The following is a 24,523-nucleotide window of genomic DNA, read 5'->3' as shown; positions in this document are numbered from 1 at the left end:
GGCCAACGCGGCCGGTGGTCCGGGCCCGCCGGCCCGCAGACTGCCAGCCCCCAATGAACGCATCCGCCAAATTCACGACTTCCCAGATCCGCAGCGACTTCCTTGAATTCTTCAAGGGCAAAGGCCACACCATCGTGCCGTCGGCGCCGCTGGTGCCGGGCAATGATCCGACCCTGCTGTTCACCAACTCCGGCATGGTGCAGTTCAAGGACGTGTTCCTTGGCGCGGAGAAGCGCAGCTACGTGCGCGCGGCCGACGTGCAGCGCTGCCTGCGCGCGGGCGGCAAACACAACGACCTCGACCAGGTCGGCTACACCGCACGCCACCACACCTTCTTCGAAATGCTGGGCAACTGGTCGTTCGGCGACTACTTCAAGAAGGATGCGATCGCCTGGGCCTGGGAACTGCTGACCCAGGTCTGGAAGCTGCCGGCCGAGCGCCTGCTGGTCACCGTCTACCAGACCGATGACGAAGCGTACGCGCTGTGGCGCGACATGGTTGGCGTGCCGGAAGAGCGCATCGTGCGCATCGGCGACAACAAGGGCGCACCGTTCGCCTCGGACAACTTCTGGCAGATGGCCGACACCGGTCCGTGCGGCCCGTGCACCGAGATCTTCTACGACCACGGTGACCATATCGCCGGCGGCCCCCCGGGCTCCCCGGACGAGGACGGCGACCGCTTCATCGAAATCTGGAACCTGGTGTTCATGCAGTTCGACCGCCAGCCGGATGGCACCCTAGTGCCGCTGCCGGCGCCGTGCGTGGATACCGGCATGGGCCTGGAGCGCCTGGCGGCGATCCTGCAGCATGTGCACACCAACTACGAGATCGACCTGTTCCAGGCGCTGATCCGCAAGGCCAGCGAACTGACCGGCACCGCCGACCTGGAAAACAAGTCGCTGCGCGTGATCGCCGATCACATCCGTGCCTGCTCGTTCCTGATCGTCGACGGCGTGCTGCCGTCCAACGAAGGTCGTGGCTACGTGCTGCGCCGTATCATCCGCCGCGCCCTGCGCCACGGCTGGATGCTGGGCGTGCGCCAGCCGTTCTTCAGCAAGCTGGTGCCGACCCTGGTCGAGCAGATGGGCGAGGCCTACCCGGAACTGCCGGCGGCGGTGGACACCGTCACCCGTGCGCTGCAGGCCGAGGAAGAGCGTTTCGCCGAAACCCTCGATGCCGGCATGAAGATCTTCGAGGACGTGGCCGGCAAGGCCAGCAATGGTGTGATCCCGGGTGTTGACGCGTTCCGCCTGTATGACACCTATGGCTTCCCGCTCGACCTGACCCAGGACATCGCCCGCGAGCGCGACCTGACCGTCGACATTGCCGGCTTCGACGCCGCGATGGAACAGCAGCGCGAGACCGCACGTGCAGCCGGCAAGTTCGGCGGCGGCGTGACCCTGCCGGCCGAGCTTGTGGCCACCCTCAGCCCGACCGTGTTCCTGGGCTATGACCGCCTGCAGGCCGACGGCCTGAGCGTGCTGGCCCTGCTCAAGGACGGTCGTCCGGTGCAGTCGGCCGATGCCGGTGATGCGGTCATCGTGATCACCAACCAGACCCCGTTCTACGCCGAATCCGGCGGCCAGGTCGGCGACACCGGCGTGCTCACCGGCAACGGCGTGCGCCTGGTGGTGGAAGACACCCAGAAGTTCGCCGGCCAGTTCCATGGCCACGTCGGCACCCTGTCCGAAGGCGGCCTGAAGGTCGGTGACGTGCTGTCCGGCCAGGTCGATGGCGAGCGCCGTGGCGCCACCATCCTCAACCACTCTGCCACCCACCTGCTGCACGCCGCCCTGCGCGAAGTGCTCGGCACCCACGTGCAGCAGAAGGGCTCGCTGGTCGCTCCGGACCGCTTGCGTTTCGACTTCTCGCACTTCCAGCCGATCAGCGCGGAAGAGCTGGCCGTGATCGAGCGCAAGGTCAACCAGCAGGTGCGTGCCAACAACGCTGCCGAAGTGCACAACATGGGCATGCAGGAAGCGCTGGACTTCGGCGCGATGGCCCTGTTCGGCGAGAAGTACGGCGAACACGTGCGCGTGCTGAAGATGGGTGACTACTCCACCGAGCTGTGCGGCGGTACCCACGTCAACCGCACCGGCGACATCGGCCTGTTCAAGATCACCTCCGAGGGCGGTGTCTCCGCTGGCGTGCGCCGTATCGAAGCGGTCACCGGTCAGGGCGCCCTGGACTACGTGGACGCCGAAGAGGCCCGCCTGGCCGAAGCCGCCGACCTGCTCGGTGGCAGCGCTGCCGACGTGGTCGAGAAGATCCGTGCCCTCGGCCAGCGCCAGAAGCAGCTGGAGCGCGAACTGGAAGCCGTGAAGGCCAAGGTTGCCGCCGGTGCTACCGCCGACCTGTCCGGCCAGGCTGTCGAGGTTGCCGGTGTGAAGGTGCTGGCCGCCCGTCTGGAGGGCTTCGATGCCAAGGCCCTGCGTGACGCCATGGACCGCCTGAAGCAGCAGCTGGGCGATGCGGTGATCGTGCTGGCCGGCGCCCAGGACGGCAAGGCCGCCCTGGTCGCGGGTGTGAACGGCAGCGCAATGGGCAAGGTCAAGGCCGGGGAACTGTTGTCCCATATCGCCGGTCAGATCGGGGGCAAGGGCGGCGGACGCCCGGACCTCGCCCAGGGTGGTGGCGAGGACGGGCCCGCCCTTGCCACTGCGCTGGCTGCAGTCGTCGAATGGGTCAGCCCCCGCCTGTGATGAACCTGGCCGTCCCCCTCCTTGTAGGAGCGGGACGGCTGACGGTACCATTGCGAATCTTTTCCCTTTGTCGTGGTAGCGCTTCTTGACGGAGCGTCAAGCCGGTGGGGGATACCCTTCCACACGGTTCCATGGAGACTTACAAAAATGTTGATCCTGACTCGCCGCGTCGGCGAAACCCTGATGATCGGAGACTCGGTGAGCGTCACCGTGCTTGGCGTCAAGGGTAACCAGGTGCGTATCGGCATCACCGCGCCGAAGGACGTCGCTGTGCATCGCGAAGAGATCTATCAGCGCATCCAGCGCGGTGACGAAGCCGGTGGCGCCGGTAGCGAAAATTCTGCCGAATAACGCTTTACCTTCGCACTCGATTAACGTTATGATTCACGCCCCGCTGAGGTGCAACGCACCAGACGCGGAGAAAACCCCGGAGTGATGCCCGAGTGGCCGAAGGGGCTCCCCTGCTAAGGGAGTATAGGGTCAAAAGCTCTATCGAGGGTTCGAATCCCTCTCACTCCGCCAGATACAAAGAAGCGCCTGCAGATCCTCGATCTGCAGGCGTTTTTCTTTATCCGACACTCGAAAGTACAGCCGGCGTGGAGCTGGCTATCCTGGCTGATCGGTGCGGATGGCAGGCGTTGGCATGGGCGCGGGCGTCGCCGCTGGTGCCGGAGCGGGCGCACCGGGCAGCTGTGGCGGTTCAAGATAGCGAGGCGGGGTTTCCCGCCACAGCAAGGCAAGCGTGCAGTCGTTGGCACGTTCCCTGCACATTCTTTCGGCCTTCCGCTGCGCGGCGTCCGCGGTCTTCTCACCCAGTGCAAAGCCCAACGCAATCGTGCCGGTCGCTATGGCCGAATAGCCTTCGCTGCTGGTGCTGGCGGACTGACCGCAATTGCGCGATCGCGCTGCGCAGTAGTGCAGCGACTGCTGCATCGCAGTGGTGAGGGAAGATTGGTTCATCGAATAGCCGTAGCGGCCATCCTTGTCGTAGGTGATCGCAGACGCAGCACTTGCGCCTGATGAAACGGACAACAACAGTGCCAGTGAAACCGCATGCTTCCAGTTCATCACGCTCTCCTTCTCTGCCGATGGTGAATCAACCGGGGAGCGTGGTGCAACCACGCAGGGGGTGCGATGGACGACGCCTGCAGGCCGTCTGCCTGCAGGCGTGTACCGATGCATCCGGTTGTCAGAGCTTCACCGTCACACCCACCTGGAAGCCCCGCCCGGGCAACGGTGCGATGTACTTCAACGGCGAGTTGTGCGGCCGTGCTTCTTCATTGAGCAGGTTGCTGCCGTTGACGAACACCTCCACGCCGGCGATGTAGCTGTTGCGTACCGGCAGTTCGCGGCTGACCTGCAGGTCGACCAGGTTGAACGCATCCAGTGGCACCTCCTCGCTGACGTTGCGGCCGAGGTACTTCTGCCTGTCGTAGTAGGTGCTGGACAACTGCGCCTTCCAGCCCTCGCGCTGCCACTGCAGGTTGGCGCCGTAGCGGTTGGTCGGCATGTTCGGCAGGTACTCGCCGTCATTGTGGGCACGCAGCGAATCGGGGCGGTCGGCCTTGTTCTTCACCAGGTCGGCGAAGGCGGACACATTCAACGTGCCGAAGCGGCCCAGGTCCAATGCCTGCGAAGCATCGATCTCGAAGCCCTTCACCGTGGTGTCGGTCTGCTTCCAGTACTTCAGTGGCAGGCGGTTGGCGGTCTGCAGGCCGGAGTAGCCGAGGTAGAGGTAGTTCTCGTACCGCATCCGGTATGCGGTGGCGGACAGCTCGAAACCACCGAGGTGGAACAGGCCGGTCAGTTCCAGGTTCTTCGCGCGCTCCGGTTCCAGGTTCTGGTTGCCTTCTTCCTGTGTCATCACCGAATAGTGCGCGTTGCTGGCATACAGCTCGTTGATCTCCGGGGCGCGCTGTGAGGATGAGTAACGGATCTTGGCTGAGAACAAGGGGCCGAGCTCGACGTACGAGCCGAGGCTGTAGCTGTTGAGCCGGTAGTCGCGGTTCTGCAGTTTGGTGTTGGCGGCATTGCGCGCGGTCTTGAAGCGGCTGGGCTGCAATTCGTGATCCACACGCTCGTGGCGCACGCCGGCATCGAAGGTGGCCCAGTCGAAGTCCAGCGTCTCCTTCAGGAACACCGCATTGCTGCGCGTGTCCACGTCCGGTAGGTAGCGCTGCGAGCCGCTGCCGGTGACATCACGCGACTGATGGCTGAAACCGAGCAGGCCGCTGAGAGGGCCGATGCGTTGATGGCTGAGCAGCAGCTCGGCCTGGGTGCTCTCGAAATCGTAGTCGTTGGCCTTGGTGGCGCCCAGCCGCTCGCCTGAGGTGTTGTCCAGCTTGGAAACACGGAGTTCCGCGCGCTCGAACCACGGCAGTGGATCACTCAGCAGGGCTTCCAGTGCGTAGCGCTGCTGCTTGATCACCACGCCCACCGGCAGGCCGTCGGCGTAGTTGGAGCCGAACGACAGGTTCTGCATCGAAAAGCCCGGCACGCCGTACTCGCTGTCCTTGGCATCAATGCTGACACCGACGTAACCGCGGTCGAAGAACAGCGTCGAACCGAAGGCCACCTGCGAATTGCGTGCATAGCTGTTGCCCAGCCGGTGGTGGTAATCGGGCGTCACATCGTTGTTGATCTGCTTCTGCACGTATGAAGGCGTGCCTGCGACGTAGGCCGGGTTGACCGGATTGACGTAGGTGCGGCGCTGCCAGACCGAGGTCGGATTGTTGGTGTAGAACGAGAAATCACCATCGGCCCAGTCCGGGTTCTCGGTCATGAACTGGTCGATGTATGGCTGCGAGGCTTTGTTGTAGATCTGCTGGACGCGCGCCTCTTTCTGGCAGGCGTCGGCCAGTGCCGAGTTGACGCCCCCGCCTGCCGGGAACAGCCCGGTGTTGCAGACGCTGGCCTTGCTGTTGCCGGGGATGTCGTAGTGCGAGATGCGCTGCCGCGACACCTGCAGATTGGTGGAGATGTTGCGCTGATTGTTGAAGTTCATGCGGAAGCCCTGCGCGTCGGCCGCGTTGAAGCCCTTGCGCAGGACCAGTTCCATCGACTGATCCCTGTCTTCCATGCTGCGCGAGATCAGGCCCGAGTCGATCTCCACGCTGCCGCCGATCGCATTGCCCCCATAGCGCACGGTGTCGGAAGACTTGTTGACGGTGACACTGCGTACGAACAGCGGATCGAACGGGATGTTGATGTCACCGCTGATCGCGTTCATGCCCAGAATCGATTGGCCGTCCTGCAGGATCTGCACGCGGTTGCCGCTGAGGCTGCGGATGACCGGGGCGCCCGCATTCGGCCCGAAGGCGCTGCTCTGCACACCGGAGACGTGTTCGAGCAGGCCGCCGAGGGTGCGGTTCTGCGCCTGCGGATTGTCGACGGTGACCCGGCTGTCGATGCGCGAAGGCTGGGTGGCCTGGACCTGGAGGGTGGGGAGGGTGGGTTCGTCCGCGGCCTGGGCGGTGTGGACGGCGAACAGAATGGCTGCAGCAAGGAGATGGCGGCGCATGACACGATCCGTGAAGTTGATGTGAAATGTTATAACGTAACTATTTGTATCGACAAGGGCGGATTGGGCCTTGCCATCGGGACTGGATATGAGAACGGTTCTCATATGAGAATGGCGGGTGATTCTTCACGGGCGCACCATGCACAGCCTCACCCTCGCCGACCTGGACCGCTTGGGCCGCAGCAGTGGTTTCCGCTATCGGCTGCCAGCACTCGCGTCCGCCACCGATTCGGGCGCGCTGTGCGTGGTCGAGGGCAGGGTGGAACAGCGCTGCTTGCGCCCTGGCATCAGCCTGGCGCTGTCGGACGTGGTCGCGCATCAGCCGTTCGAGGCGACTTCGGAGGCACCCCCGCCGTTCGCTGCGATCGTGATGCTGGAAGGTCGTGCCGGAGCACGCCTGGAAGGGCAGGCTGTGATCGGCATGAACCGCGGCGCCGGCGCGATGGTGTTGGCCGATGCCACGCCGATGACTGCGATTCATCCGGCCGGTCAACGGATGCGCAGTCTGAATGTCTCGCTGGATGCACCGGCCGAGATGGATGATCCGGTGATCAGCGAACTGCTGTTGCAGGCTCATCGCCATGGTCGCCGGCGGCTGCACAGCTGGCAGGTACCCGCGCAACTTGAACATGCCGCCGAACAGTTGCTGTCGGGGACCTGGCAGGGCGCAATGCATGCGCTGCTGTGCGAGGGTGTGGGCCTGCAGATGCTGGCGATGGCGTTGGGTGCGCCTGCCCAGGAGGCATCGCCGGACCAGCGTGTTTCAGCACGTGATCGCCGCATGCTGCAACGGGTGATCGACTGCCTGCAGGCATCACCTGCGGCTGACCACAGCCTGGAGGATCTGGCGCGCCTGGCCTGCATGAGCCCGAGCAGCCTGCGGCTGAAGTTCCAGCAGGTGCACCGGTGTTCGGTGTTCGCCTGGCTGCGCGAGCGGCGCCTGCAGCTGGCCTGCGAGCAGCTGCGGCAGGGCTGCAGCGTGCAGCAGGCCGCACACTTCGTCGGCTACCGGCACGCCACCAATTTCGCGACCGCATTCCGCGCGCGCTACGGCATCGCGCCCAGCGAGCTTCGCTGAGTCCGGACCACCGTCGGCAGTGCGCATACGCCTGCTGCGTCCGCGCATACGTGCGCTCACGCTCAAATGACAATAATTCTCATCCAGCCTTTCCTTCCCGCTGGATCTCCCATGCCTGCCTGTTTCCGCCCGTGTGCCCTGGCTAGCGCCATCGGCACGACCCTGGCGCTGTTCAACGCTGCCCACGCCGCCGAACGCACTCCGTCCGTAACGCCTTCCCAGCTTCCAACCGTGCAGGTCACGGCCGACCTCGATGGCAGCACCGAAACGTCGCGTTCCTACACCACCGACTCGATGGGCACGGCGACTGGACTGTCGCTGACCTCGCGGCAGACCCCGCAATCAGTCAGCGTGGTCACCCGCCAGCAGATCGAGGACCGTGGCCTGCTCAGCACCGCCGATGCCTTGGCGACCGCACCTGGCATCTCGGTCACGCGCAGCGACGCCAACCGCTACTCGTTCTCCGCACGCGGCTTCGACATCGACAACTACCAGTTCGATGGCGTGGTGATGCCGGTGCTGTCGCCGTGGAATTTCGGCGAGAACAACCTGGACATGGTGGTGTATGACCGCATCGAGATCGTGCGCGGCGCCAACGGCCTGATGACCGGCGCCGGCAATCCCTCGGCGGCAGTGAACTACGTGCGCAAGCGCCCGCTGCGCGAGTTCGCTGCCAGTGGTGGCATCAGCCTCGGCAGCTGGGACGCACGGCGCGCGTGGGCGGATGTGTCCAGCCCGCTGAGCCGGGAAGGGCGTGTGCGTGGTCGCCTGGTGGCCGCGCAGGCAGAGGGCGACAGCTACACCGCTGGCCTGGACAGTACGGCGAAGACGCTCTACGGCGTGGTCAGCGTGGACTTGGGCGAGGACACCGGGTTGATCGCCGGCATCTCCTACCAGGGCAACGACAACCGTGGCTTCGGCAGCGGCTTCGCGCTGTTCAACGCCGATGGCACGCGCACCCGTTTCGACCGCTCGGTATCAGCCACCGCGCCGTGGGCACGGATGAGCACCGACACCCGCAATGGCTTCTTCGACTTCAACCATCGTTTCGGCAACGACTGGCAGGCGCGCGTGTCCTACAGCCGCTCGCATACCGACATGGAAATGAAGCATCTCTATCGCGGTGGCTACCCCGATCCGGTTACCGGCGCCATGCCCAATGGCAACAGCTTCACCCGCTACGACGGTCCGGTGCGACGCGAAGCGATCAGCGCCAGCCTGACCGGTCCGTTCCAGCTGTTCGGCCGCCAGCACATTGCGTCCATCGGCTGGTCGCGCTCACGCGATGAAATCGCGCTGGGGCAATACCGCGCGCTGGCGCCGCTGGCGCCGCTGCCGCCGTTGGCCAGCTATCTGGACTGGCACGGGCCGGGCACGCCGGAGCCGACGTGGGCCAGCAGCAAGACTCAGGCCGATGACCTGGACAACCATCAGAGCGGTGCCTACGCGGTGGCGCGGCTGTCGCTGGCCGATCCGCTGCACGTGATCGTCGGTGGCCGCATGAGCAACTGGGAGACCGACCAGGTCTACTTTGGCACCAAGCGGAAGTACCGCTACCGCAACGAGTTCGTACCGTATGCCGGCGTGGTCTGGGATTTCAACGGCTACAGCAGCGTGTACGCCAGCTACACCGGCATCTTCAAGCCGCAGAACAACCGCAACGAATCCGGGCAGATCCTCGATCCGGTCAGTGGCCGCAGCTATGAGCTGGGCCTCAAGGGCAGCTGGCTGCAGGAGCGCTTGAATGCGTCGGCGGCGCTGTTCCGCACCCAGCAGGACAACCTGGCCGAGGCCACTGGCGGTCTGGTCGAAGGCAGCACGCAGGCGGCCTACCGTGCGGTGAAGGGCGCAACCGTGGATGGCCTGGAACTGGAGCTGGCCGGCGAGCCGCTACCGGGCTGGAGCCTGGGTACCAGCTTCACCACCTTCATCGCGCAGGATGCACAGGGACGGGCGATCAACACCGCCAAGCCGCGCAGCCTGTTCAAGCTGTTCACCACCTGGCGGCTGCCGGGTGCCTGGGACCGGCTGACGATCGGCGGTGGCGTTGACTGGCAGAACCGCATGTACCAGACCGCCACCGCGCCAGGGAATCGCCGTGTGCCGGTGGAGCAGCCCGGCTACGCGCTGGTGAACCTGATGGCGCGCTATCAGTTCAGTTCCAATGTGTCGGCCGCAGTCAACATCAACAACCTGTTCGACCGCCACTACTACTCGCAGATCGGCTTCTACAACCAGGGCTGGTACGGCGCGCCGCGAAACGTGATGTTCACTGTGAAGGTTGGCTATTAAGGCACGGCGTTGCCCTCCGTTCAGCGCCCTGCCTTGTGCGGGGCGCCGATGCTGTGCAGCATCCGGATGCTGCGCCCCACAGTGCTTCACGCAGCGTCCTCTTCACGGGAACGGAGCAACGTATGAAGCTGTTGTCCGCTGTGTTGTTGTCTGCGCTTTCATTCCCCGCCGTTCCGGCACTGGCAGTGGAGGCGTCTCCTTCACCGCTGTTGGGGCGCTGGTCGCTGGATATCGCTACGTCTGCGTTGCCCGAGGCGCAGCGCCCGAAGCAGGTGGTGCTGGAGTTCAAGGACGCCGGTGCGGGGCGTTGGAGTTCACACGTGGACATCGTCCTGCACGACGGCAAGACCATGAAGTCCGACGGCACGCTGGCGCTGGACGGCACGCCGGGGCCCTTGTCCGGCACCTATGGCGCAGACAAGGCCAACCTGAAACTGCCAGCGCCGAACACCCTGGTGATGCAGCTGGTGGACCACGGCACGCCGGCCTCCACCCGTATCTATACCGTCGCGGCCGACCGCTCGACGATGACCGAGACCAAGGCGTTCTACGGCCACGACGGTACGCCGATCCTGCAGACCAATCTGTTCAAGCGAATGCCCTAGCGTTGCCGCCGGCACCACGCCCGTAGAACGGGCGTGGTGAATGCAGCAGCCTTACACCGCAGCCGGGTCGCGCTTGCCGGTGTCGATGCCGTACTTGTCGATGGCGTCCTGCATCCGCGCGCGCTCGATGCGGCCTTCGTCGGCCAGTGACTTCAAGGCGGCCAGCACGATGAAGTGGCGGTCCACTTCGAAGAACGTGCGCAGCGACTCACGCGTGTCGGAGCGCCCGAAGCCATCGGTGCCGAGCGCGGTGAAGCGGCGGTCGTTGATGAAGGGACGGATCTGGTCGCCGACGATCTTCATGTAGTCGGTGGCCACCACCACCGGGCCTTCATGGCCCTGCAGGCACTGCTGCAGGTAGGGCACGCGGGGCTCCTCGGCCGGATGCAGCAGGTTCCAGCGCTCGGCAGCCAGGCCATCGCGGCGCAGTTCGGTCAGGCTGGTCGCGCTCCACACATCGCTGGCGATGCCGAAGTCCTGCTGCAGCAGTTCTGCCGCGGCTTCCACTTCGCGCAGGATCGAACCGCTGCCCATCAGCTGCACGCGTGGCTGCGAGTCGCTGTCGGCGGCCGTCGGGTGCAGCAGGTACAGGCCCTTCAGGATGCCGGCCTCGGCGCCCTCGGGCAGCGCCGGCTGCGGATAGTTCTCGTTGAGTACGGTGATGTAGTAGTAGATGTCTTCCTGCTCGACGTACATGCGGCGCAGGCCGTCGTGGATGATCACCGCGAGCTCGTAGTTGTAGGTCGGGTCGTAGGACACGCAGCTCGGGATCACCGACGACAGCACGTGGCTGTGGCCGTCATCGTGCTGCAGGCCTTCGCCCATCAGCGTGGTACGGCCGGAGGTGGCGCCGAGCAGGAAGCCGCGGGTGCGCGCATCGGCGGCGGCCCAGGCCAGGTCGCCGACGCGTTGCAGGCCGAACATCGAGTAGAAGATGTAGAACGGAATCGTCGCCAGCCCGTGGTTGCTGTAGGCGGTACCGGCGGCGATCCACGAACAGATCGCACCGGATTCGTTGATGCCTTCCTGCAGGATCTGGCCGTCCTTGGCTTCCTTGTAGTAGCTCAGCTGGCCGGCATCCTGAGGGGTGTACAGCTGGCCCAGGTACGAATGGATGCCGATCTGGCGGAACAGGCCTTCCATGCCGAAGGTGCGCGATTCATCGGGCACGATCGGAATCACCAGCTTGCCCAGTTCCGGGTCCTTCAGCAGGCTGGTGAGGATGCGCACGAAGCCCATGGTGGTGGACTGGCCGCGATCGCCGCTGCCCTGCAGCTGGGTGTTGAAGATCGACAGCGGCGGCAGCGGCAGCGGATCGACCTTGGCCAGGCGCGCCGGCAGCTGCCCGCCCTGGATGCGGCGGCGTTCGGCGAAGTAGGTCGCCTCGGCGCTGCCCGGCTCCGGACGCAGGTACGGCATTTCCTCCAGCTGCTCATCGCTGACCGGCAGGTTGAAACGGTCGCGGAACGCACGCACCGCGTCGGCGCTCATCTTCTTCAGCTGGTGGTTGATGTTCTGGCCTTCGCCGGCTTCGCCCATGCCGAAACCCTTGACCGTCTTGGCCAGGATCACGGTCGGCCGGCCGCTGGTATTCACGGCCTGCTGGTAGGCGGCGAACACCTTCTGCGGATCGTGGCCACCACGTGCCAGCGCCCAGATGTCGTCGTCGCTCATGTGCGCGACCAGCTCCAGCAGCTCGGGGTAGCGGCCGAAGAAATGCTCGCGCACGTAGGCACCGTTCTGCGACTTGAAGGTCTGGTAGTCGCCGTCCACGCATTCCATCATGCGCTGGCGCAGCAGGCCGCTGTGGTCGCGGGCCAGCAGGTCGTCCCAGCCGCTGCCCCAGATCAGCTTGATCACGTTCCAGCCAGCCGCGCGGAAGGTGCCTTCCAGTTCCTGGATGACCTTGGCGTTGCCACGCACCGGACCGTCCAGACGCTGCAGGTTGCAGTTGACCACGAACACGATGTTGTCCAGCCGCTCGCGGCCGGCCAGCGAGATCGCCGCCAGCGATTCGGGCTGATCCATCTCGCCGTCGCCGAGGAAGGCCCAGACCTTGCGGCCCTGGTGTTCTTTCAGGCCGCGGTATTCCAGGTAACGCATGTAGCGCGCCTGGTAGGCGGCGGTCAGCGGGCCCAGCCCCATCGACACGGTGGGGAACTGCCAGAACTCCGGCATCAATCGCGGGTGTGGATACGAGGACAGGCCTTCGCGCCCGGCTTCGCGGCGGAAGTTGTCCATGCGCGCCGGATCGATGCGGCCTTCCACGTACGCGCGGCCATAGATGCCCGGCGCGGAGTGGCCCTGGATGTAGATCATGTCGCCGTCGAAGGTGTCGGTACGGCCACGGAAGAAATGATCGAAGCCCACGTCGTACAGTACTGCCGCCGACTGGTAGGTGGCGATGTGGCCACCGACGTTGGAATGCTTGCCGGCACGCAGCACCATCACCATCGCATTCCAGCGGATCATCGCGTTCAGGCGGCGCTCGATGGCCAGATCACCCGGGTAGGCCGGCTGGCGCTCGGGCGGGATGGTGTTGACGTAGGCGGTCCAGGCACGGGTATGCAGGTCGCCGTGCTGCTGTGCATCCAGCTCGCTGAGCTGGTCGATCAGGTAGTGCGCGCGCGGCCGGCCACCGGTCTGCATCACCGCTTCCAGTGATTCACGCCACTCGCGGGTTTCCAGCGGATCGGTATCGAAGGGAATGAGCGCTTGGTTCATGACTGTCTCCAGAGGGCGCCGGTCGGACTTCTGCCTGGGCGACAACACCGGCAGGGCGCACAGCACTGGAGCGGGGTCGCAACGGCGGGGCCGTGACGCGAAGGGCGACCGTGGCGGCCGCCGAGAAGACAAGCGTAGGCCTGGCCCCCCGGCTTCGATAGGCGGGCAGAGCTTGGGTCTCTGGCAAGCAAGGGTTGGCACGGCGCGCCGTATCATGGCCGGGTGCGCCGGGTGCGCCGGGTGCGGCCGCTGATCAGGCCGCTGATCAGGCCGGGGACAGGCCCGGGAAGAACATCGGGATGACCGCCACACCAACCCCCAGCAGGCACCAGGCCACGATCGGCAGCCAGCCTGAGAGCTGCTGGCAGCGTTCCGGCAAGCGGCGCCCTCCGATCCACAGCAGCAGGGTGAGCAGGCCCAGCGCGTAGGCGAGGGCGACGACCACCGGATGCACGTGGACGACACGGCTGGGCGGCCACATCTGCTGCTGGTAGGCGGTGGTGTGTGCGACCAGCAGCAGGAACAGCAGGCTGCTGAGGGTGTTGATGGCGGTGCGGGCGTTCATTGCGGGGCACTCCTTGTGCCGGCTGCCGGAAACTGCAGAGGCGGCATTCTAGCGGCTGCCTGCCGGCAGTTGAAACGCCACTGTCATCGATGGCCGTCACCCTGCGGGGCTTTCCAGCCTTGGGGTGGTTGGCCGGCCGTGAACAGCGTGAGGATCTGGGAGAAGAGCTATGCGCTGCGGCGGCGGCTGCTGCGCGGCTTCTTCCTGCGCCGGGGTTCTGCCAGCGAAGATGCCGAAGATCTGGCGCAGGAGGTTTACCTGCGGCTGCTGCGCAGCACCGGTGAACATGCCGACGCGGTCGAAAACCCGGAAGCCTACCTGTTCACCGTGGCCGCCAATCTTGCACGGGAGCACGCGCGCGCGCGTTCGTCGCTGCCGCCGCTGGAGGACGTCGACCTCCTGGCCGAAGTGTTGAAGAGCGAAGAAGACATCGAAGGCGAATTCGAGCGCGCGCAGCGCTGGAGCGATATCCGCAGCACCATCGCACGGCTGCCGGCGACCACGCGGCGGGTGATGGAGCTGCATTATCGCGACGGGCTGGACTGCCCGGCAATCAGCCAGCAGCTGCAGGTCTCGGTGCACATGGTGCGCAAGCATATCGGCAAGGGGCTGGACGCCTGCAGGAAGGCGCTGGGCGCCAGGGAGCTCACATGAAACGGAATCCATCGGGTGCGGCCGACGACGTGATCGCCAGCGAGGCCATGGATTGGTTCCAGCGCAATCGCGAGGGCGTGCTGGGCGAAGCCGAGCGGGTTGCGTTGCTGGACTGGATGAAGCGCTCGCCGGAGCATGTGCGCGCCTATATGCACGCGCTCGCACTGCACCGGCAGGTTGGTGAGGCGCTGCAATCGGCATTGGCTGAAGAGGCCTCGGTGCCGCCACAGCAGGCCGCTGCCAAGGTCGTGCCGCTGTTCGGACACGCACAGGCCCCGCTGCGCAGTGCGCCGCACAGCCGTCGCACGCGTTGGTGGGTGGCGGCTGCCGCAGCCTGTATCGCCCTGCTCGGCGTGGGCCTGGTACCGCAGCTGATGCCTACCGAGCAGCTTTACAGCGCCGGACATGGAGAAATTCGCGACCTGGTGCTGCCCGACCAGACCCAGGTGCGGCTCAACGCGGACAGCCGCCTGCGGGTGCGCATGGGCGGGTTCAGCCGCAGGGTGGAGCTGCTGCAGGGCGAGGCCACGTTCGACATCGCCCTGGACCGACGGCCGTTCGAGGTGCAGGTGAACGGATTGCAGATCCGCGATATCGGCACGGTGTTCGACGTGTCGCGACGGCTGCAGGGCACCCGCATCGGTGTGGTTTCCGGCGAGGTGGAAGTGTGGAGCCACGGTGCGGATGCGCGGCGTCTTGCACAACTGGGCAAAGGCCAGGTGGTGCAGGTCGACGCGCGCAGCCATGCGGTCGAGTCGTTGGATGTGCCGTTGTCGATGCTGTTGGACTGGCAGCAACGCAAGGTCTCTTTCCTGGACGAGCGGCTGGATGAGGTGGCCGCCGCCTTCAACCGCCACAACCAGGTGCAGGTGCGGGTGCTGGATGAAGGTGCGGCGTCGGCGCGGTTGTCCGGCAGCCTGGACGCGCATCGCATCGGTGCGCTGCAGGCCTTCCTCGAGCGCGATCCGCGTTTCGTGGTGCGGCGCGAAGGCGACACCGTGCGGGTTGGCAGTCGCTGAGGTCGACATGGCCGTGGGCTGTCAGAAAAAATTCATCAAATCCGCGTTCTCCACTTCGGTGGATGCGGGCTCTTACTTGGGAGAAGCCGCTGCCGAGTCACGCAGCGGCACCTGCTGCCTTCTCTCTTCCAAGGACCCGTGATGCGCAACACGCTTTACCTGTCGATCATCCTCGCCCTGTCTCCCTGCAGCGTGCCGCTGGCGGCTGCGGCCACTGCCGATGGCCTCGAGGCCCGCGTTTCGGCGCCGATCGCGGCGCAGCCGCTGGCGCGCGCGCTGGAGCAGTTGTCGCGCAGTTCCGGCGTGCAGTTCCTGTATTCGGGCAGTGGTGAAGTGCACATGGCCGGGGCGGTGCCGCGCGGTGCCACCGTCAAGCAGGCGCTGGACGCGCTGCTGGCAGGGACCGGCCTGGGCTACACCGTGGTGGATGGCAACGTCATCGCCATTGATCCTGCGCCGGCACACAACGAACCGAAGCCGGCCGCGCCGAAGCCGCGCGAGGCCGAAGCGGTGGTGGCGCCGACCCTGGGCACGGTGAAGGTGATTGCTGCGCATGAGGTGATCGACCAGAAGAAGACCTCGCCGGTGATCAAGGATTCGGTGGTCTACGACGAGATGGACAGCTACGGCGACGAGACCCTGGCCGAGAGCCTGATGGCCGCGCCGGGCCTGAGTGCCGTGGAGGATGCCGGTGAGCCCCGTTACGTGACGGTGCGTGGCGTGCAGGCCAACCTCAACTACACCACCATCGATGGCATCGCGATTGCCAGCGTGGGTGGCAGTGGCTCGGGTGAGCGCATGAACAACCTGCAGCTGATTCCCAGCGACATCGGCACCCGCACCGACATCTACAAGAGCTTCAGCGCGGAGCAGGCGCCGGATGCGATCGGCGGCGTGATCGACATCATCAGCCGCAGTGCCTTCGACCGGTCCGGCAAGTACGTGTTCGCCGATGTGGCCGGCATCTATTCCACGGCGGAGACCAATGTCGAGCGCAGTGCCGGTGGCAACCACGAGACCCTGGGGCATTTCGGCAAGAGCGCCAAGATGGTGTTCTCCAACCAGATCGGTGCCGACCAGGAATTCGGCCTTGTTGCGGTAGCGCGCTATGAGCAGCGTTCACGCAACAGCGTCAAGCGCTGGGTGGAGTCGAACTACTACTACAACGACGCCGGCAAGTACCTCACCGACGGTACCACGGGGCCGGACGAGGCCAAGGGCTGGAACGGGCTGCGTGCGCCGGGCAACTTCAGCACCGGCACCTATACCAACTTCATCACCAACTTCGGTGGCTCGGCCAAGCTGGAATGGAAGCCATCGGACGATCCTTTCTACGCATCGTTGCTGCTGTACTCGTACCGGTTCTACGAGAACTCGACGATGAACAAGACCGATCTGTACGGCAACGCCAAATTTCCGATCCGCAACCAGACCGAAGACAGTGGCACCACCCAGATCAACAGCATCTACATCAAGAACCGCCACGACCGCTGGGACCGCAGCAACCGTGGCGCCATCGCCAGCTTCAACTGGGATATCGGTGATCGCTCGCGGCTGACCCTGCGCGGTGGCCACACCGAAGAGACCTTCCACAACAACCAGGTCTACTGGGGTGTGCGCGCCTACCCAAGCAATCTGTTCGTCGACTACGAGAACGACAGCCACGGTTTCCCGAACGCAGTGGCGGTTTCCGATTCCAGCCTGTTGACCAGCTCGGCGTTCAAACTCAACCCGGCACAGGCCTATGTCTCGCCGCGCGACGCCAAGGAGAGCATCGACAACCTGCGTGCCGACTTCAGCTACAACATCGACGCCGATGCGCGTGGCTTCGGTCTGGCCGCCGGCGCCGAATACCGCCATCTGAAGATCTGGCAGGACATCGACTTCGACTACTTCAAGAGCAGTGCCACGCTCAACGATTATCTGTATCCGGGTTCGACGCTGCTGGGCAGCGTGCCGGGCTTCCCGCTGATCGACAACCGCAAGTGGAACGAGGAACTGCTGCTGAAACTGGGCAACAACAATGCGGTGTATCCAAATGCCAACTTCACCAGCGACTACAAGTACGTGGAGGACATCACCAATGCCTACGTGTCCGCACACTACGCCTGGGACCGACTGCTGCTGATCGGCGGCCTGCGCTACGACCACACCCGCTTCGATGCCTACAGCCCATTCAGCGATGATGGCGGCACTACGTATACCTCTGCCTTCCGCAATACGAGCGGTGGCTACAACAACCTGCTGCCTTCATTGAATGCGACGTTCAAGTTGAGCGAGGACCAGCGCCTGCGCTTCTCCGCCAGCCGAACGCTGGGCCGGCCGACACCCAGCAACATCGCCCAGGCCACCAGCACCAGCTGTGGCGATGACGAGGAGGGCAGGGGCTTCTGCACCATCAAGCAGGGCAACGCCAACCTGCAGCCGCGCCGTTCCACCAACATCGACCTGGCGTGGGACCTGTACTTCAACGGCAACAACGGCCTGGTCTCGGTGGCTCTGTTCGACAAGGTGATCAAGGACGACATCTACACCCTGACCACCTTCGAGAATGTGGGTGATACGCGCTACCGGGTCACCCAGCCGATGAACACCGACGAGTCCAGGCTGCGCGGTGTCGAGTTCGCGGTGGCCAACCGCAACCTGCAGTGGGGCCGCCAGCGCTTCGACATGTACTTCAACGCCACGCGGCTGGAAGGCCAGACCAACTACCGCATCAGTGATGGCACCGAACGCCGCCTGGACCGCCTGCTGTACCAGCCGGACTGGTCGCTCAATGGGTCGGTGATCTGGCGCATGCCGTGGAAGAGCGCACAGCTGCGCCTGTCCGGTACCTACCGCAGCCGGATGCTGGTCGACTTCGGCGATACCCAGTGGCTGGATTCGTACTACGACCCGTACATGACTTTCAACATGGGCTTCAGCCACAAGGTCAGTAGGCACGTGACGCTGAAGTACGAGGCCAAGAACCTGTTCAACACACAGCCGACCTACAGCACCGGCCCGAACGGGCGCTTCCGTACCGAGATCGACGACTACGGCCGCTTCTTCTATTTCCACATCATCTACAACTGAGGGCGCAGCCGTGGATACGATCAATCGCAGGCGATTCCTGGCCCTGGCCGGCCTGTCCGCTGCCGGCGCGTGGATGAGCACGGCGCACGCGCTGGCCGCACAGACCGATGCCGCCGCGCTGAACCCGCGCAACCTGCTGGCGTCGCCGCGGTTCGCCAGCACGCCGTTCACCCTGGGCGTGGCCTCGGGTGATCCCTCGGCCGATGGCATGGTGCTGTGGACACGGCTGGCGACCGAGCCGCTGGTGTTCGGCGGTGGCATGCCGACCCGGCCGATGGTGGTCGAATGGCAGCTGGCGGCGGACGAGGGCATGCGCAGGGTGGTACGCCAGGGTTCGGCGATGGCGCATCCCGAACTCGGCCACGCTGTGCACGTGGAGCTGGGTGGGTTGGCGCCCGCACGGCCTTACTGGTACCGCTTCACCGTAGGCGGCCACGCCAGTGCGGTCGGTTGCACCCGCACGCTGCCCGCAGCCACGGCCGCAGTGGATCGCGTGCGTTTTGCGGTGGCCGGTTGCCAGCACTACGAAGAAGGCCACTACACCGCGTGGCGGCGCATTGCCGAGGAACCGCTGGATTTCGTCTTCCACTACGGTGATTACATCTACGAAGGCGAAAGCCAGCCGGGCCTGCGGAAAATGAACGGCCAGCCGTTCACCAACCTGCGCAATCATGTCGGGCCGCAGACCTACACGCTGGACGACTACCGTCGCCGCTACGCCCAGTACAAGAGCGATGCCGACCTGCAGGCCGCGCATGCGTCGGCGCCGTGGTTCGTCACCTTCGATGATCATGAAGTGGACAACAACTGGGCCGGCGCCGAAGACCAGGACGATACGCCCAGCGAAGTGTTCCTGCTGCGCCGTGCACAGGCGTTCCAGGCCTACTACGAGAACATGCCACTGCGCCGTTCGGCGTTCCCGCGCGATGGCCACATGCAGATGTACCGGCGCGCACGCTATGGCACGCTGATGGACCTGCACCTGCTCGACACACGCCAGTACCGCAGCAAGCAGGTAAACATGGCGCTGCGCGAGGAGGTGGAATCGCCGGAGCGCAGCATTGTGGGTGCGAAGCAAGAGCGCTGGCTGTTCGACGGCCTGGCCGATGCCGCACCGCGCTGGCACACCATTGCCCACCAGGTGGCGTTGGGCAACTACATGCGCGAGAAGGACGGGATGGTGCAGTCGTCCGACGACCAATGGTCGGGCTATCTGGACAGCCGCCGGCGCCTGCTCGATCACATCCAGAAGGTCGGATTCGGCAACGTGGTGACGGCGTGTGGCGACGCGCACCGGCATTACGCCAGCGACCTGGTGCAGGACCATCGTGATTCAGGCGTGGTCTCCAGTGAGTTCCTCGCCACTTCGATCACTTCCGGCGCCGACGGCCAGGGCGTGGATGCGTACGCAAGGAATCAGCTCGCGCACAGCCCTTATCTGAGGGCGACCACCGACAAGCGTGGCTATGTGCTGTGCGATGTCACCCGTGATGCGTGGATCGGCGACATGAAAACGCTGGATACCGTGATGCAGCCAGATGGCGCACTGCAGAGCTGGAAGCGCTATGCGGTGGAGCACGGCCGCCCGGGATTGCAGGAGGCCTGATCAGGCACGCCCCCTTGTAGAGTCGAGCCATGCTCGACTGCTTTTCCAGGCAATGATCGAACAGCGATCGAAAAGCAGTCGAGCATGGCTCGACTCTACAAGGGTGGATCGGCTCAATCGTGCTCGAAGCGCAGTGGTTCGCTGCCCATCGCCGGGTCACTGGTGCCAGGACGCCCATCCTCGGCACGGCCCGCCAGACGCAGCACACTCTCACCTGCGCTGACCTGCAGGTCATACCAGCCGGCGGTAGGCGTTGCATCCCACGCCAACGAAGTCTCTGCATGCGCGGGCAGTGCCAGCGTCTGCTCGGGCATGTGCCCGGCATAGGCACCGGCATGCACGCGCACTTGCTGTGCACTTTCACCCAGATTGCGCAGGTGCAGCCGCAGCTGGCCGTCGGCGCGCTCGACCGACGCCTGCACGATGGGCCCTTTGGCAGCACCCTGGAAGTGACGGTGGAAGCCGTTCGGGCCAAGCAGCCACAGGTCGTAACGCCCCTGTGCATCCAGCGCCCAGCGTTCGCGCAGCGGCGAGCCCGGTACCAGCGTATAGCGGCGTGGCACCGCACCCAGCCGCAGTCGGTCGTACACATGCAGGACCGCTGCCGCACCTCCGCAGGACAACATCAGTTCCACGCCCGATGTGTTGATCGCGGCAATCGATGCCTGCGGCCGGTAGGGCAGGGCACGCGCCGGACGTACGCCACGTTCCTGTTGCGCCGGTTCCAGCCCCTCCGGCAACGCTGGCACGGTGCGTCCTGGCAGGGCGGCGGCACGTGCGGCCGCCGCGCTCACGTCGGGCAGGCCGCGTACGAACGGACGGGTATCGCGCTGGGCGAAGTCGAAGGCGTTGCTCAGGTCTCCGCAGACCGCACGGCGCCAGGGTGAGATATCCGGTGCGGCCACGCCGAAGCGGCGTTCGATCAGCCGTATGACCGAGGTGTGGTCGTACACCTGCGAATCGACCCAGCCACCGCGGCTCCAGGGCGAGATCACGTACAGCGGCACGCGCGGCCCCAGTCCATACGGGCGACCGCGCAGTTCTGCGGCGTCGTACTTCTCGTCGCCCGGTGCCGGATGGCGGTGGTACTCGCCTTCGGTACTGACCGAAGACATACCCGCCCAGCCACCGTTTATCGGTGAAGGCGGTGCCGGTGGCGGCATGTGGTCGAAGAAGCCGTCGTTCTCGTCGAACATCAGCAGCAGGGCGGTGCGGCTCCAGACCTCCGGATCGGCGGTCAGTGCATCCAGCACGCGCGCGGTGTACGCCGCGCCCTGGGCCGGGCTGGAAGGGCCGGGATGCTCGCTGCCGGCCGCGTCGGCGATGATGAAGCTGACCTGCGGCAGACGCCCACCGACCACGTCCTGGCGCAGCTGCGCCAGGCCACGGGTGCTGACGCCACGTGCGCGCAGCTGCGGGTCATGCCCCGGCGCAGCGCGGTAGGCCTGGCGGAACGCCTCGAAACCGGCCAGCGGGTTGTCGGTGAAGTTGTCGGCCATGTCCTGGTAGATCTGCCAGGAGACGCCCGCCTTCTGTAGGCGTTCGACATAGCTGGTCCAGCGATACGACGCCGGATGCCCGCCGTGCTCGGGGAAGTTGTCGTGCGAGTTGGCGATCACCGGGCCGCCAGCACGCGCGTGTGCATCATTGTGACCGGTCCACAGGAACACCCGGTTCGGGTTGGTTCCGGCCTGCATCGCGCAGTGGTAGGCGTCGCAGATCGTGAAGGCATCGGCCAGGGCAAACTGGAAGGGCAGGTCGCTGCGCTGGAAATAGCCCATCGAATGGTTCTGCTTGGCCTTCGGCCATTGCCCCATGCGTCCATGGTCCCATGCGCGCTGCGCATCCGGCCAGGTGTGCGGCGTGCCTTCCACGCGCATGTAGCCGAAGTGCGCAGCGGTATCCAGCGGGAACGGTGCGATCGCGCGGGTGCCGCTGGCATCGGGTTGCAGCCACAGGCTGCGCGTGCGGCCGCCGGTCTGCAGTGCCGGCGCGGGAGCCACGAAGCGATCGCCGAACCCCCGTACGCCCGGCAGCGTACCGAAGTAGTGGTCGAACGAGCGGTTCTCCTGCATGAACACCACAATGTGCTGCAGGTCTTCGATGCTGCGCGTCTGCGCGGCGGGGGCGATCGCTGCGGCCCGGGCGATGCTGGGAAGCAGCGGAGAAAGGCCGGCGGCAACGCCGGCCTGCAACAACCGGCGTCGGCCGATATCAGTCACGGGCTCACTCACAGGTCCACACGGAAGGAGATGCCGACAGTGCGCGGGGCGCCGATGAAGGCGTTGTCGCGGCCGTCCACCCCTGCAAGATACCGCTTGTCGGTGAGGTTGCTCACCACCAGGTTGGCACCCATGCCCTTCAGACGCGGCGACAGGCCCTGCAGGTCGAAGCCGATATTGGCGTTGAACACGGTGGCCGAGGGCAGCTTGTTGACGTTGGTGGCATCGAGGTAGCGCGTGCCGAGGTAGCGACCGGACAGGCCGAAGTTCCAGTTTTCGCCCTGCCAGTCGGCCGACAGCACCAGGGTCTGTTCGGGCTGGCCGATCACCTTGGCACCGTCGACGATGCCCAGCTGGGTATCACGTGCGGCATCGCCACTGCCCAGGTACTTGGAGCGGTTGTAGGTATAGGCGGCGTTGAGACGCCAGCCGTTGTCCCAGCCATAGCCGAACGCCGCCTCCAGGCCGTTGCTTTCCACGCCACCGAAGTTCTCGTAGACACCGTCGGTCTCGCCCAGGTAGTCGATGCCGCTGACGAAACCGGCCGGCAGATAGACGATGCGGTTGTCGAACTTGATGTTGTACAGGGTGACCGAAGCGGTCAGCGGCCAGCGGCTGATACGCATGCCCACTTCGATGTTGTCGGCGGTTTCCGGTTCCACGTTGCGGAAGCGTTGCGGGTCGGTCTCGCCGAGTACGCCGGAGGGGATGGCGGCGAAGTTCTGCGAGAAGCCAGCGAAAAGCTCCATGCCTTCCACACCGGGTGCCCAGGTGAAGCCGGTGGACAGCAGCGGATCGGACTTGGAATCGGATTTGACGTGCTCGCTGGCACCGATCACGCGGCGGCGCGACTGGTCGACGAAGAACTGCTTCACGCCCAGGCGTGCGCTGAACGGCCCGAAGCGGGCCACGTCCTCGACGTAGTACATCTGCTCGTCAACCTTGTACTTGTCCTCGAACTGCACCCAGTAAGGCTGGTGGTCGAAGGCAATGTCCTGGCCGACGTTGAGCAGGCGGTGCCAGTCGCGGCGGGCAGAACGGTCCAGCTTCTCCATCCACAGGCCGCCGCGGATCGTGTTGTCGACCGCACCGAAGGTCTGCCGCCATTCGACGTCGGCGGTCACGCCCATGCGGTCGTTGTCGTAGTGGGTGTGGCGATACGACTGCGCGCCCAGTACGTTGCCGGCATAGCAGTTCGGATCGTACTCGGCAGTGAAGCCCAGCCGCGGGCTGCAGCTGGCAAGGCGCTGCGCGGCACTGCCATCGGGATTGACGAAGAAGATCTGGCCGCGGTTACTGCCGCCGTACACGGTCTTTCCACCGATGTACTCCGACTCCGGGCGACCGGCACCATCATCGCTGACCTGCGCCAGGTAGGGGGGCAGCCAGTCGCCACGACCTTCCATGCGGTGCCCGTAGGCCGCCACCGAGGCCTTGAAGCCGTTGCCGCCGTCGAAGGCCGCGCGCAGGTAGCCGAAGGTGTTCTCGCGCAGCGCACGCGAGCCGGAACGGTAGTTCTGGTCCAGGTAGGGAATGCCGGTGAGGGTGCCGACCAGGTTGTCGCGGTCCGGATTGGTGGCGAAGCCCTTCGGCGAGACGCTGGTGTATTCCGGCTCGTCGGCATCGTTGTAGGACAGGTAGCCGGTCAGCGTCCAACGGTCCAGCTCGGTGATGAACTTGCCGGCAATGTGGTCGTTGCTGGTCTTGCCGCTGCCATCGATCCAGTCGTGCACACGTGCGGAAGAAGCGCTGACCCAGGCGCGGGTATGGCCGCCGAGCAGGCCGGTGTCGTAGCGCACGTAATACTTGCGCGCCTCGTTGTCACCGGCACCGACCACGAAGCGCAGGCGGCTGTCCTGCAGCGGATCGCTGGTGAGGAAGTTCAGGGTGCCGCCGAGGGCTTCGTTCGAGCGCGAGGAGATATCGGCGGTGCCCTGGCTGACTTCCACTGTTTCCAGGTCCAGGGTATCGATGTAGCGGTTGGCCAGTGAACCGCCGCCGTATCCCGAGCCGCCATTGGGCAGACCGTCGATGGTGGTGCCGATCTGCTGGGTATCACGGTTGGTCACGAAGCCGCGCATGCTGATCTGCGTGCCCCACACCGACGAGCCTGTGGCATCGGCCTCGCTGACCACCACGCCGGGCACTTCGTTGAGCGCGTCGTTGACGCTGCTCATCACGGTCTGCCGGTTCAGCGTCTCCGCGCGTACCGAGGTCTTGGCGTAGCTGGTGGCTTGGCCGATCACCTGGACCTGGTCGAGCGTGCGTGCATCGCTGCTGCGCGCTTCGCCCGTCTCGCCCTGCGGTGCTTCTGCGAGGGCGTCCAGGGCGGGGGCGATCAGCAGGGCCAGCAGCGAGACACGGGGAAAACGCGCAATCGTTCGCATCGAAACCGGACCTTCAGAGGGAGGAAACCCCGGAGTGTCGGCAGCGGCAATGACATCGGCATGACGTGGCAGCG

Annotated in this window: 15 protein-coding genes and 1 tRNA gene; 10 read left to right on the top strand and 6 right to left on the bottom strand. The window is 65.3% G+C overall.

The features are described from left to right. The first annotated feature begins 53 nt into the window (after positions 1-53). The 3 genes from alaS (at position 54) to N7573_RS16180 (ending at position 3,224) form a co-directional block, all read left to right on the top strand. Positions 54-2,702 (top strand): alanine--tRNA ligase, encoded by a 2,649-nt coding sequence (gene alaS / locus N7573_RS16190; RefSeq protein WP_279912517.1) that lies wholly within the window; start codon positions 54-56, stop codon positions 2,700-2,702. Between the two features lie 147 nt (positions 2,703-2,849). Further along, the gene (gene csrA / locus N7573_RS16185) at positions 2,850-3,053 is read left to right on the top strand and encodes a carbon storage regulator CsrA (RefSeq protein WP_006432031.1); all 204 of its coding nucleotides are present in this window, start codon (positions 2,850-2,852) and stop codon (positions 3,051-3,053) included. Between the two features lie 78 nt (positions 3,054-3,131). Beyond that, positions 3,132-3,224, top strand: a tRNA-Ser gene (locus N7573_RS16180). An 84-nt stretch (positions 3,225-3,308) separates the two neighbouring features. On the opposite strand, the gene N7573_RS16175 is transcribed toward N7573_RS16180, so the two are convergent. Together N7573_RS16175 and N7573_RS16170 are read right to left on the bottom strand one after the other, a co-directional pair. After that, positions 3,309-3,770 carry a DUF4189 domain-containing protein gene (locus N7573_RS16175; RefSeq protein ID WP_180844142.1) on the bottom strand — a complete coding sequence of 154 codons (462 nt, stop codon included), beginning with the start codon at positions 3,768-3,770 and terminating at the stop codon, positions 3,309-3,311. A 121-nt stretch (positions 3,771-3,891) separates the two neighbouring features. Further along, positions 3,892-6,222: a TonB-dependent receptor gene (locus tag N7573_RS16170; protein ID WP_279912519.1), complete on the bottom strand. Its 2,331-nt coding sequence runs from the start codon at positions 6,220-6,222 to the stop codon at positions 3,892-3,894. A gap of 139 nt (positions 6,223-6,361) precedes the next feature. On the opposite strand from N7573_RS16170, the gene N7573_RS16165 reads away from it, so the two are divergent. The 3 genes from N7573_RS16165 (at position 6,362) to N7573_RS16155 (ending at position 10,197) form a co-directional block, all read left to right on the top strand. Then, entirely contained in the window at positions 6,362-7,300 is a 939-nt protein-coding gene (locus N7573_RS16165) for a helix-turn-helix transcriptional regulator (RefSeq protein WP_279912520.1), read from the top strand. A gap of 111 nt (positions 7,301-7,411) precedes the next feature. Then, complete coding sequence (locus tag N7573_RS16160; protein ID WP_279912521.1) at positions 7,412-9,592, top strand: TonB-dependent siderophore receptor; 2,181 nt, start codon at positions 7,412-7,414, stop codon at positions 9,590-9,592. Between the two features lie 122 nt (positions 9,593-9,714). Further along, a complete protein-coding gene (locus N7573_RS16155) occupies positions 9,715-10,197 on the top strand; it encodes a LuxR family transcriptional regulator (protein WP_110711893.1) in 483 nt (160 codons plus the stop codon). Between the two features lie 51 nt (positions 10,198-10,248). On the opposite strand, the gene aceE is transcribed toward N7573_RS16155, so the two are convergent. Together aceE and N7573_RS16145 are read right to left on the bottom strand one after the other, a co-directional pair. Then, positions 10,249-12,921 (bottom strand): pyruvate dehydrogenase (acetyl-transferring), homodimeric type, encoded by a 2,673-nt coding sequence (aceE, locus tag N7573_RS16150; protein WP_279912522.1) that lies wholly within the window; start codon positions 12,919-12,921, stop codon positions 10,249-10,251. Positions 12,922-13,186: 265 nt separating this feature from the next. Further along, positions 13,187-13,486 carry a hypothetical protein gene (locus N7573_RS16145; protein WP_032128423.1) on the bottom strand — a complete coding sequence of 100 codons (300 nt, stop codon included), beginning with the start codon at positions 13,484-13,486 and terminating at the stop codon, positions 13,187-13,189. 138 nt (positions 13,487-13,624) lie between these two features. Here N7573_RS16145 and N7573_RS16140 point away from each other — a divergent pair, with 138 nt between their 5' ends. The 4 genes from N7573_RS16140 (at position 13,625) to N7573_RS16125 (ending at position 19,840) form a co-directional block, all read left to right on the top strand. Continuing rightward, entirely contained in the window at positions 13,625-14,140 is a 516-nt protein-coding gene (locus tag N7573_RS16140) for a sigma-70 family RNA polymerase sigma factor (protein WP_032128424.1), read from the top strand. Further along, on the top strand, positions 14,137-15,159 hold the full coding sequence (locus tag N7573_RS16135) for a FecR domain-containing protein (RefSeq protein WP_279912523.1): 1,023 nt from the start codon (positions 14,137-14,139) through the stop codon (positions 15,157-15,159). The genes N7573_RS16140 and N7573_RS16135 overlap by 4 nt, the downstream gene beginning before the upstream one ends. 141 nt (positions 15,160-15,300) lie before the next feature. Next, positions 15,301-18,234 (top strand): TonB-dependent receptor, encoded by a 2,934-nt coding sequence (locus N7573_RS16130; protein ID WP_279912524.1) that lies wholly within the window; start codon positions 15,301-15,303, stop codon positions 18,232-18,234. A gap of 10 nt (positions 18,235-18,244) precedes the next feature. Beyond that, complete coding sequence (locus tag N7573_RS16125) at positions 18,245-19,840, top strand: alkaline phosphatase D family protein (RefSeq protein ID WP_279912525.1); 1,596 nt, start codon at positions 18,245-18,247, stop codon at positions 19,838-19,840. Positions 19,841-19,953: 113 nt separating this feature from the next. Here the strand turns inward: N7573_RS16125 and N7573_RS16120 are convergent, their stop codons facing one another. Further along, positions 19,954-22,062, bottom strand: coding sequence for a phospholipase C, phosphocholine-specific (locus tag N7573_RS16120; RefSeq protein ID WP_279912526.1), 2,109 nt, complete (start codon positions 22,060-22,062; stop codon positions 19,954-19,956). An 8-nt stretch (positions 22,063-22,070) separates the two neighbouring features. Continuing rightward, positions 22,071-24,449, bottom strand: a complete 2,379-nt coding sequence (locus tag N7573_RS16115; protein ID WP_279912527.1) for a TonB-dependent receptor — start codon at positions 24,447-24,449, stop codon at positions 22,071-22,073. Positions 24,450-24,523 lie beyond the last annotated feature (74 nt).

It is taken from the genome of Stenotrophomonas sp. GD04054, assembly GCF_029836955.1.
GTDB lineage: Bacteria > Pseudomonadota > Gammaproteobacteria > Xanthomonadales > Xanthomonadaceae > Stenotrophomonas > Stenotrophomonas maltophilia_A.
This window is presented reverse-complemented; position numbering and strand designations above follow the sequence as displayed.